The 12,619-nt window shown below is 72.0% G+C and carries 13 protein-coding genes; 6 read left to right on the top strand and 7 right to left on the bottom strand.

Annotated features, from left to right (window positions below; genetic code table 11):
- Positions 1-7: 7 nt before the first annotated feature.
- The 3 genes from DEJ02_RS04735 to DEJ02_RS04725 all read right to left on the bottom strand — a co-directional run bounded on the left by DEJ02_RS04735 (position 8) and on the right by DEJ02_RS04725 (position 3,534).
- Positions 8-1,333, bottom strand: coding sequence for a sugar ABC transporter substrate-binding protein (locus DEJ02_RS04735; protein ID WP_111032187.1), 1,326 nt, complete (start codon positions 1,331-1,333; stop codon positions 8-10).
- A 23-nt stretch (positions 1,334-1,356) separates the two neighbouring features.
- Positions 1,357-2,598: a Gfo/Idh/MocA family protein gene (locus tag DEJ02_RS04730; protein WP_111032186.1), complete on the bottom strand. Its 1,242-nt coding sequence runs from the start codon at positions 2,596-2,598 to the stop codon at positions 1,357-1,359.
- Between the two features lie 147 nt (positions 2,599-2,745).
- On the bottom strand, positions 2,746-3,534 hold the full coding sequence (locus DEJ02_RS04725; protein ID WP_027466817.1) for a DeoR/GlpR family DNA-binding transcription regulator: 789 nt from the start codon (positions 3,532-3,534) through the stop codon (positions 2,746-2,748).
- A gap of 133 nt (positions 3,535-3,667) precedes the next feature.
- On the opposite strand from DEJ02_RS04725, the gene DEJ02_RS04720 reads away from it, so the two are divergent.
- From DEJ02_RS04720 to DEJ02_RS04700, 5 genes are read left to right on the top strand one after another with little or no spacing between them, the layout of a single operon-like run.
- Positions 3,668-4,546, top strand: a complete 879-nt coding sequence (locus DEJ02_RS04720) for an SIS domain-containing protein (RefSeq protein WP_111032185.1) — start codon at positions 3,668-3,670, stop codon at positions 4,544-4,546.
- Positions 4,546-5,457, top strand: a complete 912-nt coding sequence (locus DEJ02_RS04715) for an ROK family protein (protein ID WP_111032184.1) — start codon at positions 4,546-4,548, stop codon at positions 5,455-5,457. Before DEJ02_RS04720 ends, DEJ02_RS04715 begins: the two co-directional genes overlap by 1 nt.
- On the top strand, positions 5,454-6,572 hold the full coding sequence (nagA, locus tag DEJ02_RS04710) for an N-acetylglucosamine-6-phosphate deacetylase (protein WP_111032183.1): 1,119 nt from the start codon (positions 5,454-5,456) through the stop codon (positions 6,570-6,572). Before DEJ02_RS04715 ends, nagA begins: the two co-directional genes overlap by 4 nt.
- Entirely contained in the window at positions 6,569-7,612 is a 1,044-nt protein-coding gene (locus DEJ02_RS04705) for a 1-phosphofructokinase family hexose kinase (protein ID WP_111032182.1), read from the top strand. The genes nagA and DEJ02_RS04705 overlap by 4 nt, the downstream gene beginning before the upstream one ends.
- Positions 7,609-8,445 (top strand): class II fructose-bisphosphate aldolase, encoded by an 837-nt coding sequence (locus DEJ02_RS04700; RefSeq protein WP_111032181.1) that lies wholly within the window; start codon positions 7,609-7,611, stop codon positions 8,443-8,445. Before DEJ02_RS04705 ends, DEJ02_RS04700 begins: the two co-directional genes overlap by 4 nt.
- Positions 8,446-8,460: 15 nt before the next feature.
- On the opposite strand, the gene DEJ02_RS04695 is transcribed toward DEJ02_RS04700, so the two are convergent.
- The 3 genes from DEJ02_RS04695 to DEJ02_RS04685 all read right to left on the bottom strand — a co-directional run bounded on the left by DEJ02_RS04695 (position 8,461) and on the right by DEJ02_RS04685 (position 11,121).
- The gene (locus DEJ02_RS04695) at positions 8,461-9,867 is read right to left on the bottom strand and encodes an L-serine ammonia-lyase (RefSeq protein WP_111032180.1); all 1,407 of its coding nucleotides are present in this window, start codon (positions 9,865-9,867) and stop codon (positions 8,461-8,463) included.
- Positions 9,868-9,901: 34 nt separating this feature from the next.
- Positions 9,902-10,096 (bottom strand): PspC domain-containing protein, encoded by a 195-nt coding sequence (locus tag DEJ02_RS04690; protein WP_027466823.1) that lies wholly within the window; start codon positions 10,094-10,096, stop codon positions 9,902-9,904.
- Between the two features lie 98 nt (positions 10,097-10,194).
- Positions 10,195-11,121: an NADP-dependent oxidoreductase gene (locus tag DEJ02_RS04685; protein ID WP_071406237.1), complete on the bottom strand. Its 927-nt coding sequence runs from the start codon at positions 11,119-11,121 to the stop codon at positions 10,195-10,197.
- Positions 11,122-11,216: 95 nt separating this feature from the next.
- Between DEJ02_RS04685 and DEJ02_RS04680 the strand changes: the two genes are divergently transcribed.
- Complete coding sequence (locus DEJ02_RS04680) at positions 11,217-12,035, top strand: shikimate 5-dehydrogenase (protein ID WP_111032179.1); 819 nt, start codon at positions 11,217-11,219, stop codon at positions 12,033-12,035.
- Positions 12,036-12,170: 135 nt separating this feature from the next.
- Here the strand turns inward: DEJ02_RS04680 and DEJ02_RS04675 are convergent, their stop codons facing one another.
- Positions 12,171-12,614 (bottom strand): SRPBCC family protein, encoded by a 444-nt coding sequence (locus DEJ02_RS04675; protein WP_111032178.1) that lies wholly within the window; start codon positions 12,612-12,614, stop codon positions 12,171-12,173.
- Positions 12,615-12,619: the final 5 nt, after the last annotated feature.

Raw genomic sequence — 12,619 nt, 5'->3', positions numbered from 1 at the left:
GCGGGTCCTACTTTTCCTTGGCGAGGGCGGCGTCCATCTTCTGTGCGAGGTCCTCTGCCACCTGGTCGACGGGCTTCGACCCGTCGAAGGCACTCGGCAGCAGGGTGGTCTCGAGGGTGTTCCAGGCGGCGGTGTTCTTCGACACCGGCAGCGGCTTCGCGTAGTCCACCGCGTCGAGGAACACCTGCAGGTCGGCGTCGGGCATCGTCTTCGTGAAGGCGCTCTGCGTGCCCTCGTACGCCGGGATGACCGCGCCCATGTCGCCCTGCTGCTGCTGGGCCGTCTCGCCAGCGAGGTAGACCTGCAGCGCCTGGGCGGCGGCCTTGTCCTTGCTCGCCTCGGAGACGACGTTCGAGACGCCGTGGATGACGGTCGCCTGCTCCTTGCCCTTCGGCAGCGGGTAGGCGACGACGTCCTTCTCCATCTCGGTTCCGGTCAGCGCGGAGCGGAACCAGCTGCCGCCCTGGTACATCGCGAGCTTGCCCGAGGTGAACCACTGGTCGGCCGTGGTGTCGGTGAGCTGCTTGATCGAGGGCGATGCCCCCGAGTCGATCAGATCGGTCCAGAACTGCAGGCCGTCCTCGGAGGCCTTCGTGGCGTACTCGGACTCGGTGCCGTCCGCGTTCACGACCGATCCCCCGGCCTGCAGGATCGTGTTGTAGTACGTCGTCTGGCCGTCCATGCCGCCGGCCGCCCCGTAGGCGCCCTTCGACTTGAGCTTCTCGGACAGCTCGGCGCCGGTCTGCTGGAAGTCGTCCCAGGTCCAGTCCTTGGACGGCAGGTCCATGCCGGCCTGCTCGAACAGCGACTTGTTCACCCAGACGCCGATGGTGTCGAAGTCCTTCGGCACGCCGTACTGGGTGTCGTCGTACGTGTACAGGTCGTTGAGCGCGCTCGAGTACTTCGACGCATCGATGTCACCCGACTCGACCTCGCCGGTGATCGGCGCGAGCTTGCCGTTGGCCGCGTACAGCTGGAAGTTCGGGCCGTTCATCCAGAACAGGTCGGGCAGGGTGTTGCTCGAACCCTGGGTCTGCAGCTTCGTCCAGTAGTTGGCGAACGGCGTGACGTCGACGCTCACCTTGATGTCCGGGTACTCCTCGTTGAAGCCCTTCAGGTTGGCCTTGATGGCCTTGACCTGGTTCTCGTCCCAGACGGCGTAGGTCAGGGACGCCTTGGTGTCCTTCGGCGCGGCCTCGTAGTCGCCGCCGGAGCCGGACGCTCCGGACGACGAGGAGCAGCCGGCAAGGAGCGCTGCCGCGCCGAGTGCGGCGACGGCACCGAGGAGGACGCGGCGCACGCCGGTTCCTCGGGTGGGGATGTGTGCGGTCATCGGGGTGTCCTTTCGCACGGCCGTCAGGAACCGACGGTCTGGGCGGGATGCGGGGTGGAGGGGGTGGAGTGCGGGGCGTTCGACGTGAAGTGCGCGATGGTCTCGGCCGGCAGGGGCGGGACGTCGATGGGGACGGACCCGTTGCGGAGCGAGCGCGTGGCCAGCGCGCCGGCGGCGACCGCGGCACGGGCCGCGATCGGGGAGAGCTCCGACGGTTCGCCGAACGCGACGGACCGCAGGAACTCGGTCATGGTGAGCAGGTCGGCATCGGCGTGCCCGTCCTGGACGCCGTCGATCGGGTACTCGCGGTCCCCCGCGGTGTCCCAGCCCCGGCGGTGCGTCCAGACCTTCACGACGCCACCACCGGTGTCGCCGATGTTCTCGAGGCGTCCCTCGGTACCGATGACGGTGTAGTTCCGCCAGTAGTCCGGGGTGAAGTGGCACTGCTCGTAGCTGGCCTGCACCCCGTTGTCGAGCGTCATCATCACCATCGAGACGTCCTCGACGTCGACGACGGGGTTCAGCCCGGTCTGGGCGAGCGGCGGCCAGTTGTCGTGGGAGAACCAGTCCCCCATGAGCTCGCCGCTGCGGTCGCGCCGGTCGGTGACGTCACCGTAGACCGACAGCGAGCCCATCCCGACGACCCGGGCGGTGTCACCCCCGCCGAGCGCGTGGATGACGTCGAGGTCGTGGCTCGCCTTCTGCAGGAGCAGGGAGTTCACCTTGCTGCGGTCGGCGTGCCAGTCCTTGAAGTAGTAGTCGCCACCGTTGCCGACGAAGTGCCGGCACCAGACGGCCTTGACCTGACCGATCTCGCCGCGGTCGACGATCTCGCGCATCAGGCGGACGACGGCGGCGTGACGGAAGTTGTGCCCGACGTACAGCGGCGTCCCGGTCTCCGCCGCGGTGTTCAGGACGGCGTCGGCGTCCTCGACCGTGATGGCCAGCGGCTTCTCGAGGTAGACGGCGATGCCCGCGCGGAGCAGGTCGATCGCGATCTCGGCGTGGGTCCAGTCCGGCGTGGTGACGATGGCCGCGTCGACGTGACCGGTGAGGTCACGGTGGTGTTCGACCACCAGGGCGTCCGGGTACTCGTCGTGCCCGCGGTCCCGGCCGGCCGCGGTCACGTCGGCGACGGCCACGACCCGGGCCTGCAGCGACGGGTCGTCCGCGGTTGCCTCGGCCACGTGGCGGGCGATGGCGGACCGCTGGCCCATCCCGATCACCGCGACGCGGAGTCCTGCGTTGTCAGCGCCCATGCTCATCGCTCCCTTGCGTGAATGTGACGCCCATGATGCCGAATCGATCATGAATGCACAATAGGCGCTCACGGATCGCTCACGCATCCGTGCCGGGGAGGGTTTTACACGATCGAAACGTCCGGACCGTTCCGGGGTGGCCGCAGGGGGTGCTCAGTCGGCGACGACGAGCTCCACGCCGGCGCTGGCCAGGTCAGCGGCGAACGAGGCAGGCACCGGCTGGTCGGTGACCAGGACGTCGATGCGGTCGAGCGGGCAGATCCGGGCGAAGGTCGACCGTTCGATCTTGGTCGAGTCGGCGACCACGACGACGCGTCGTCCGACCGAGGCGAAGTGGCGGCTGACCTCGGCCTCGCCCTCGTGCATGGTGGTCGCGCCGTACTGGCCGGTGAGCCCGTCGACGCCGAGCACCACGAGGTCGAGGGCGAACTCGTCGAGGGTGTCCCGGACGAGCGGCCCGACGAGCTCGTAGGACTGCCGCCGCGCCACTCCACCGGTGACCACGATCTTCACGTTGGCGCGGACGGACAGCTCGTACCCGACGTTCAGCGCGTTCGTCACGATCGTGATGCCGAACTCGCCGTCGGCGCGGATGAACCGCTCGCTCTTGCCGAGTTCACGCGCGACCTCGGTCGTGGTCGTCCCGCCGTTGAGGCCGACGGTCTCCCCCGGCTGCACCAGTCGGGCGGCCGCGCGGGCGATCGCCGTCTTGGCCTCGGCCTGCCGGGCGATCTTGTACTGCAGCGGGAGCTCGTACCCGGCTCCGAGCGCTGCCGCGCCCCCGTGCGTGCGCGTGACGAGCCGCTGGTCGGCGAGGGTCGCGAGGTCACGGCGGGCCGTCGCGGCGGAGATCCCGAGCAGCTCCCCGATCTCGGCGATCGACACGTTGCCGCGTTCGCTCACCAGTTCGAGCAGGGCGTTCAGCCGCTGTTGGGGGGTCATGACGGTCATCCTACGGCGTCACCACCGTCCCCCGGTGATCGGAAATGACGTTTTACCCTTCCCTTGCGCACGATCGCTCGCTACGCTTCCTGATCATCGATCACCCGGATCGATCCGGACCCGGAAGGCTCCCATGACCGACACCTTCGTGAGCGCTGAACTGGCCTCGCAGCCGGAGACCTGGCGTGCAGCCGCCGCGCTCCTGCCGACCTTCGCCGACGCGCTCCCCCAGCCGGGTGAACGCGTGGCCGTGATCGGCTGCGGCACGAGCTGGTTCATCGCCATGAGCTACGCCGTCGCCCGTGAGCAGGCGGGCCTCGGTGTGACCGATGCCTTCGCCGGGTCCGAGTACCCCGCGTCCCGGGAGTACGACCGCGTGCTCATGATCAGCCGCTCGGGCACGACGACCGAGATCGTCGACCTGCTGCAGGCCCTGCCGTCGCAGCGGACCGTCCTGATCACGGCCGTCGCCGACAGCCCCGCCGCGGCCGTCGCCGACCAGGTGGTCGCCCTGCCCTTCGCCGACGAGCGCTCGGTCGTCCAGACCCGCTTCGCCACCACGACGCTCGCACTGCTGCGGGCGTCCATCGGTGACGACGTCGACGCGCTCGCAGCCCAGGCCGAGACCGCGCTGACGGTGCCGATCGACGACCTGCTCGACGCCGAGCAGGTCTCGTTCGTCGGTCGTGGGGCCGCAGTCGGCCTGACGTTCGAAGCCGCGCTCAAGACGCGTGAGGCGGCGCAGTTCTGGGCCGAGTCCTACCCGGCGATGGACTACCGGCACGGTCCCATCGCGATCGCCCAGCCCGGACGGCTCGTCTGGTCGCTCGGTACCGCACCCGACGGCCTGGCCGACGAGGTCGCCGCGACCGGCGCCCGCTTCGTCCAGCACGACCTCGACCCGATCGCCGGACTCGTCGTGGTGCACCGGTTCGCCGTCGCCCTTGCCGAGGGACGCGGGCTGGACCCGGACAACCCCCGGTCGCTCACCCGGTCGGTCATCCTCACCTGATGGGTGGCGCAGGCGCGGTGCTCGGGGTCGACGTCGGCGGCACGGGCATCAAGACCCGGCTGACGACCGCCGACGGACTCGTCCTCGACGAGACCCGGGTACCGACGCCGCGCGACGACCCGGGCGCCGAGCGCCTCGCCGCCGTCGTCGCCGAACTGGCCGCACAGGCCACGCGACGGGCGCAGCTCGGAGCCATCGGGGTGGTGACCCCGGGCGTCGTCGACGAGACCCGCGGCACCGTGGACCTGTCCGTCAACCTCGGGTGGCGCGACGTCCCGGTGCGTGACCTCGTCCGCGCCGAACTCCTGCAGCAGGGGATCGACGTCCCGATCGCCTTCGGCCACGACGTCCGCGCCGGGGCCCTGGCCGAGGTCCGGGCCGGCGACCCGGCGCTCTCGCGGGGGTCGGTCTCGTTCGTGCCGGTCGGCACCGGGCTCGCGAGCGCCCTGGTGGTCGACGGCGTCGTCGTGTCCGGCGGTGGTTGGGCGGGGGAGATCGGGCAGGTCCGCATCCAGACCGGCCCGCACGCGGGCCACCGCGTCGAGGAGATCGCGTCCGCCGGGGGAGTCGCACGTCGTTCCGGCGCGCCGTCCGCACACGCCGCCATGCTCCTGGTCCGCCAGGGCGACCCCGCAGCCCGTGCGGTCTGGGACGACTGCGTCGCGGTCCTGGCCGACGCACTCGCCTGGACCACCGCGGTGGCCGGGGTCCACACGGTCATCGTCGGCGGGGGACTCGCCGAGTCGGGCCCGCTGCTGCTCGACCCGCTGCGCGACGCCGTCACGGAGCGTCTGCAGGGCGTCCGTGTCCCCGTCATCGTCGCCGCCCGGCACGGCGACGCAGCCGGCGCCATCGGTGCGGGGATCCTCGCACGCGCGCTGCTCGAGACCGAGACCGGGGTCCTGCTGTGACCACCCTCGTCCGAGCTCATCGCATCGTCACGGCCCAGGCGGACCTGCACGACGGCTGGCTCGTCATCGGTGACGACGACACCGTGCTGGCGACCGGCACCGGGGCCCCGATTCGCACGGACACCGCCGTCACCGTCGACGGCGCGGTCGTGCCCGGGTTCGTCGACCTGCACGCCCACGGGGCGCTCGGGCACGACTTCGCCGGGTGCTCCGCCGAGGACGCCCGTGTCGCCGCCGGACACCACCGGTCACGGGGCACGACCACCCTGGTCGGGTCCATCGCCACGGGCGAGCGCGCGGACACCGTGGCGGCCCTCACCCGGCTCCGTCCGCTCGTCGCGGACGGCACGCTCGCCGGGCTGCACCTGGAGGGGCCGTGGCTCGCGCCCGCTCGTCGCGGGGCGCACCGCGTCGACCTGCTGCACGCCCCGGACCCCGCCGAGGTCGATGCCTACTGCGACGCCGCGGGTGGCGCCCTGCGGATCGTCACGCTCGCACCGGAGCTCCCGGGTGCACTCGACGCCGTCGCCCGCTTCGTCGAAGCCGGGGTCGTCGTCGCCATCGGCCACACCGACGCCACCGCCGAGCAGACCCGCCGCGCGGTCGACGCCGGAGCCTCGCTCGTCACCCACCTGTTCAACGGGATGCCCCCGCTGCACCACCGCGCACCCGGGCCGGTCGGGGTCGCGCTCTCCGACGACCGCGTGCTGCTCGAGTGCATCGTCGACGGCCACCACCTCGACCCGGTCGCCGTCGACATCGTCCAGCGCAGCGCTCCGGGCCGGATGGTCCTGGTCTCCGACGCCATGGCTGCGACAGGTTGCCCCGACGGGGCGTACACGGTGGCCGGATCGGCGGTGACCGTCCGCGACGGGCTCGCCGTGCTCGCCGACGGTTCGTCGCTGGCGGGCAGCACGATCACGGTCGCCGACGCCGTCCGCCGCCTGCTCGGCGCCGGGACCGACCTGCCCGAGGTCGTCGCGGCGTCCGCGGGGCGTGCGGCACGCCTGCTCGGGGCACCTGCACCGCTCAGCGTGGGCGCCCCCGCCGACCTGGTCGTGCTCGACCCGGAGCGCGGCAGCGTCCGAACCCTGCCGACGGCGGTGGTCGCGTGATCCTCGTCGTCACCCCGAACCCGGCCGTCGACGTGACCTACCGGGTCGCCGAACAGCGCATCGGCGAGACCCAGCGTGTCCTCGAGGTCCAGCGGCGCCCCGGCGGCAAGGGCCTGAACGTCGGACGGGTCCTCGCCGCCACCGGTGTCCCGACCCACGCCGTGCTGCCCCTCGGCGGCGACGGCGGGCACTGGATCACCCACGCCCTCGACGATCTCGGGCTCGCCCACACCGACATCGCCGTCCGTGGCGAGACCCGCACGACCGTCACGGTGGTGGACGACCTCGCGCACCCGACGATGTTCGGCGAGCCCGGCCCCGTGCTCAGCCCCGACGAGTGGGACGCGGTCACCACCGCGGTCGAGACACTGCTCGACGGCGATGGCGGCGATGTCGGCGATGTCGGCGATACGCGCGGTACCGCTGATGCCCCGCCCGCAGCTGCCCTGGTCGTGTCGGGCTCCCTGCCCCGCGACACCGACCCCACGGTCGTCGCCCGCTGGGTCACCGCCGCCCGCCGCCGCGGTGTGCTCTCCGTGGTCGACTGCTCGGGAACGGCACTGCTGGCTGCCGCCTCGGCCGGGGCGACGGTCTGCAAGCCCAACCGCGAGGAACTGCTCGAGGCCACGCGCACCGACGACGAGCGCTCGGGGGCACTCCGGCTCCTCGGACTCGGCGCGACGGTCGTCGTGGTGTCCCGCGGATCCGACGGCATCGCCGCCCACACCGCCGAGCACGTGCTCGAGGTGCCGGCCGTCCCCGGGGTCTCGGGCAACCCGACCGGCGCCGGGGACGCAGCCACCGCCGGGCTCGTCAGTGTGCTCGTCAATGTCCTCGTCGGTGCTGGTCTCCCCGGGCCTGACGGCAGCATCCCGGCCCCCGACGACGCCACCCTGCTCCGAGCCCTGCGGTCCGCCGCCGCACACGGGGCCGCCGCCGTCCTCCAGCCGGTGGCCGGCGTGGTCGACCCGGCCGACGTCGACCGCTTCCTGTCCACCCCGCCCGCTCCCGCCCACAACCGAACGAGGACCCCCGCATGATCACCGACCTCGCCCTCACCGGCCTGCTCGACACCGCCCGCACGGCACGCCGCGGGGTCGGTGCGTTCAACGTGGTGCTGCTCGAGCACGCCGAGGCGATCGTCTCCGGCGCCGAGCTGGCCGGTCTGCCGGTGATCCTGCAGATCAGCGAGAACTGCGTCCGGTACCACGGCGGCCTCGCACCGATCACGACCGCGACCCAGGCGGTCGCTCGTGCTGCCGACGTCGAGGTCGTCGTGCACCTCGACCACATCGAGGACCCGGAGCTGGTGGCGGCCGGCGTCGACCTGGGCGTCGACTCGATCATGTACGACGGTTCGCACCTGGACTTCGCCGCCAACGTGGCGGCGACCCGCGAACTCGCTGCCCGTTGTCACGCCGCGGGCGTCGCGATCGAGGCCGAGCTCGGCGAGGTCGGCGGCAAGGACGGCGTGCACGCGCCCGGCGTCCGCACCGATCCGACCGACGCCGCCGCGTTCGTGGCCGACACCGGGGTCGATGCCCTGGCGGTCGCGGTGGGGACGTCGCACGCGATGCAGACCCGCGAGGCGTCGGTGGACCGTGACCTGGTCGAGCGCCTCCGTGCCGCGGTGCCGGTACCGCTCGTGCTGCACGGGTCCTCCGGCCTGTCCGACGACGAACTCCGCGGCGCCGTGCACGCGGGGATGACGAAGATCAACATCTCGACGCACCTCAACGGCCTGTTCACCCGTGCGCTCCGCACCGTGCTCGACGAGCGGCCGGACGTCGTCGACCCGCGCAAGTACGTGTCGGCGGGCCGGGACGCCATCGCCACCGAGACGGCACGGCTGCTGACGCTCCTGCACGCCTGACGCGCGAGCGGGCGCTCAGCAGAGCGGGACGTTCACCGCGAGCCCGCCCATCGCGGTCTCCTTGTACTTCGACGACATGTCCGCCCCGGTCTGCCGCATCGTCTCGACGACCTGGTCGAGCGACACGTGGTGCACCCCGTCGCCGCGCAGGGCCATCCGGGCGGCGTTGATCGCCTTGTTCGCCGCGATCGCGTTCCGCTCGATGCACGGGATCTGCACCAGGCCACCGATCGGGTCGCAGGTCAGCCCGAGGTTGTGCTCCATCGCGATCTCGGCGGCGTTCTCGACCTGCTCCGGCGTGCCCCCGAGGACCTCGGCGAGTCCCGCAGCCGCCATCGACGCCGCCGAACCGACCTCGCCCTGGCAGCCGACCTCGGCGCCGGAGATCGACGCCCGTTCCTTGTAGATCGACCCGATCGCGCCGGCGGTGAGCAGGAACCGCACGACGGCGTCGTCCCGTTCGGCGGCGGAGGCGTCGGCGACCGTGGGCACGTAGGTGAGCGCGTAGTACAGGACCGCGGGGATGATGCCGGCTGCGCCGTTCGTCGGGGCGGTGACGACGCGGCCTCCGGTGGCGTTCTCCTCGTTGACCGCCATGGCGACGAGGTTCACCCACTCCATCGCGAACAGCGGGTCGTGGTCGGGGTCCTCGCGGGTGAGCTGTTCGTGCCAGGTGGCGGCGCGACGGCGGACGTCGAGTCCCCCGGGCAGGCACCCGCCCCGGCGGACGGATCGGTCGACGCACGACTCCATCACGCCGTGGATGCCCAGCAGTCCGGACCGGATCTCGGCGTCCGTCCGCGTGACGGCCTCGTTCGCCAGGGCGACGCCGCTGATCGGCAGGCCGGAACCCGCACACGCGGCGAGCAGCTCCGCGCCGCTCGAGAACGGGTACGGCACGGCGTCGTCGACCGGGATCGCGGCACCGGCGACGGCAGCGGATGCGTCGGCCGCGGGCTCCGCCGCCTCGCCCCGTGCGATGAACCCACCACCGATCGAGTAGTAGGTCTCGTCGGCCAGGTCGGCACCGGCGGCGTCACGGGCACGCAGCCGCATGGCGTTCGGGTGCCGGGGCAGCATCGTCAGGGGGTGCAGGACGATGTCGGCGAGGCGGAACGGCACGCTCGCACCGCCGTCGAGCCGCAGGACACCGTCGCGTTCCAGGGCGTCGAGCGCGAGGACCATGGCATCGGGGTCGACGGTCTCCGGGTGCGACCCCATGAGCCCGGCGACGACGGCACCGAGCGTGCCGTGGCCCTGTCCGGTCGACGCGAGGGACCCGTACAGGTCGACCACCACGGACGCGACGGGCAGGCCACGGACGAGGGTGGCGAACTCGGCACCGGCCCGCATCGGGCCGACGGTGTGCGAGCTCGAGGGGCCGACACCGACGCTGAACAGATCGAAGACGGAGACCGGCACGCCGCCACACTAACCCGTCCGGACGGACCGGTGCTCAGCGCCGCCGACCACCCTCGGGCGGCATCACGAACCACAGCACGACGTACGCGATCCACAGCGGCCCGGGGAAGAAGCTCAGGATGACCCAGACCACCCGGACAAGGGTGCGGGACAGGTTGAAGCGATCGGCGAGACCGGCGCAGACGCCGGCCAGCAGACGACCGTTGCGGGGACGGGAGAGTGTGCTCATACCGACGACGCTACGCAACCCCGCCGGTCGAGCGCATCCGGGACGCACCCCGAGCGTGGTGGGGGAAACCCCCGGACCGGCCCTGAGCGGTCAGGGGATCAGGGGATGAGGACGATCTTGCCGCGGGTGTGGCCCTGCTCGAGTTCCTCGAAGGCGTCCTGCACACGGTCGAGCGGGTAGGTCGCGGCAATCGGCACCTCGATGGCGCCGTTCGCGACCTCCAGTGCGAGCGCCCCGAGGATCTCCGGGTCGGCGGTGTCCGCGCTGCCCGAGGCCTTCGCACCGACCTCGGCGGCCTCGTCGAAGGCGATGATCGTCTCGATGCGGTCGACCGGCACCCCGAGGGCGATGCCGAGCCGGACGTACTCGGCGCCGTGGGTGTCGATCACGGCGTCGATGCCGTTCGTCGCGAGTTCGGTGATGCGCTCCTGCAGCCCGTCGCCGTACGCGACCGGCCGTGCACGCTTGGAACGGAGCCACTCGTGGTTCGCCTCGGAGGCGACGGCGATGACGTCGATGCCCTCGTTCGCGAGCAGCTGGGTGACGAAACCGCCGACCCCGCCGGCGGCGCCGGACACCACGACGGTCTCGCCCGGACGCGGGTCGACCGCACGGACGGCTGCGGCCGCGGTGGTCGCGATGACGTCGAGGCCCCCCGCCACGGTCCAGTCGAGCAGGCGTGGCTTCTGGACGACCTGGACGGCCGGCACGGAGACGTACTCGGCCTGGCTCGCGCGGTCCCACGACCAGCCGATGACCTCTTCGCCCTCGTCGACGCCGTCCACCTCGGCCCCGACGGCCACCACGATGCCGGCGAAGTCGGTGCCCTGCCCGGACGGCAGGTCGCCGCCGAACGCACCCTGGCGGATGGCGGACTCACCGGGGTTGATGCCCGCGGCGCGGACGCGGACGAGCACCCGCCCGGGCGTCACCTCGGGAACGGGCACCTCGGCGACGTGCAGGACCGATCTGTCACCCCACTCGTCGAAGCGGACAGCGCGCATGGTCTCCGGGATCTCAGTCATCGGCACCGACGCTACCCCGGAGCGCGGCACGCGGTCTGCGTGGACCGCTCCATCCCTGCGAGGACGCGAAAGGGAGAGGGTGCGAGACTGGGGGCATGCCCATCCTGAACAAGGACATGCAGGTCTGCATGTCGCTGGCCGCGCGACCGAGCAACATCGGCACCCGGTTCCACAACTACCTGTACGACGAGCTCGGCCTCAACTTCCTGTACAAGGCATTCACCACGACCGATCTGCCCGGCGCCGTCGCCGGCATCCGCGCGCTCGGGATCCGCGGTTGCTCGGTGTCGATGCCCTTCAAGGAGGCGATCATCCCGCTGGTCGACCACATCGAGGACTCCGCCGCCGCGATCCAGTCGGTCAACACGGTCGTGAACGACGACGGCGTGCTCACGGCGTCGAACACCGACTACGAGGCGATCGCCGCCCTGCTCGGGTCGCACCAGGTCGACCCGGCTTCGCGGGTGCTGCTCCGCGGCTCGGGTGGCATGGCCAAGGCCGTCACGGCGGCGTTCCGCGGCGCCGGCTTCGACCGGTTGACGGTCGTCGCCCGCAACGAGCAGACCGGCCCGGCCCTGGCATCGCAGTACGGCTACGAGTGGGTCGCCGACGAGCGCGAGGCGGGGGAGACCGACCTGGTCGTCAACGTCACCCCGCTCGGCATGCGCGGCGACCAGCAGGACACACTCGCCTTCGCGCCGGAACGGATCGAGGCGGCGCACACCGTCTTCGACGTGGTCGCGTTCCCGTCGGAGACCCCGCTCGTGCGGGCGGGGCGCGACGCCGGCAAGCACGTCATCACCGGCGCCGAGGTCATCGCCCTGCAGGCGGCCCGTCAGTTCGAGCGGTACACGGGCGTCACCCTGACCGACGACCAGGTGGCGCGGGCCAGCGAGTTCTCGCGCGCCGAGTAGTCGACGCACCCACGGGGCGGACGGGAGGTGGGCCCCACCCGCCGGTTCCGGCGTGACGCGCCAGCGGCACGACGGCCGTGACGGGAGGGACGTGGCGGCGCCGCCACGGGCCTCCCGTCCGTTCGTGGGGACGTCTCAGGCGTTCGCCGCCCGCCCGACGGCCACCCACTCGAGGCGGCGGAGGGTCTCGCGGTTGCGGATCCAGATGAGCGGCTGCATGAGGAAGTCGGGTACGTACGAGCCTGGTCCGGCCACCGCGTTCTCGGTGATCGTGACCTTGCTGCCGTGCCGGTGCGGTTCGACGGTCAGCTCGACGCGGGCCTCGCCGATGGGCCAGCCCTTCGGCTGGATGACCATGCGGTGCGGCGGCTCCCACACCAGCGACGTCGTGACGTCGTTGATGACGATCGGCCACGCGCCGAACGAGTGGTGCAGGTGGGTACCGACCTGCGGCCAACCGGACTCCTCCTTGCGCATGCGCGAGGCCCCGACCACCCAGGTCGTGTAGAGCCACCCGTCGCCGAGCACGTCGAAGACGGCTTCGGGACGGCAGTGCAGGACGCGGACGTTCTTCGCCATGGTGA

It is taken from the genome of Curtobacterium sp. MCLR17_042 (genome assembly GCF_003234695.1).
Lineage (GTDB): Bacteria > Actinomycetota > Actinomycetes > Actinomycetales > Microbacteriaceae > Curtobacterium > Curtobacterium flaccumfaciens.
Note: the sequence above shows the minus strand (reverse complement) of the source record. Positions and strands in the feature narration are given on the sequence as shown.

What these genes read in the sequence shown, in the direction of transcription:
- DEJ02_RS04735 (WP_111032187.1), bottom strand. Translation starts at nt 1,333, where the DNA reads ATGACCGCACACATCCCCACCCGAGGAACCGGCGTGCGCCGCGTCCTC.
- DEJ02_RS04730 (WP_111032186.1), bottom strand. Translation starts at nt 2,598, where the DNA reads ATGAGCATGGGCGCTGACAACGCAGGACTCCGCGTCGCGGTGATCGGG.
- DEJ02_RS04725 (WP_027466817.1), bottom strand. Translation starts at nt 3,534, where the DNA reads ATGACCCCCCAACAGCGGCTGAACGCCCTGCTCGAACTGGTGAGCGAA.
- DEJ02_RS04720 (WP_111032185.1), top strand. Translation starts at nt 3,668, where the DNA reads ATGACCGACACCTTCGTGAGCGCTGAACTGGCCTCGCAGCCGGAGACC.
- DEJ02_RS04715 (WP_111032184.1), top strand. Translation starts at nt 4,546, where the DNA reads ATGGGTGGCGCAGGCGCGGTGCTCGGGGTCGACGTCGGCGGCACGGGC.
- DEJ02_RS04700 (WP_111032181.1), top strand. Translation starts at nt 7,609, where the DNA reads ATGATCACCGACCTCGCCCTCACCGGCCTGCTCGACACCGCCCGCACG.
- DEJ02_RS04690 (WP_027466823.1), bottom strand. Translation starts at nt 10,096, where the DNA reads ATGAGCACACTCTCCCGTCCCCGCAACGGTCGTCTGCTGGCCGGCGTC.
- DEJ02_RS04685 (WP_071406237.1), bottom strand. Translation starts at nt 11,121, where the DNA reads ATGACTGAGATCCCGGAGACCATGCGCGCTGTCCGCTTCGACGAGTGG.
- DEJ02_RS04680 (WP_111032179.1), top strand. Translation starts at nt 11,217, where the DNA reads ATGCCCATCCTGAACAAGGACATGCAGGTCTGCATGTCGCTGGCCGCG.
- DEJ02_RS04675 (WP_111032178.1), bottom strand. Translation starts at nt 12,614, where the DNA reads ATGGCGAAGAACGTCCGCGTCCTGCACTGCCGTCCCGAAGCCGTCTTC.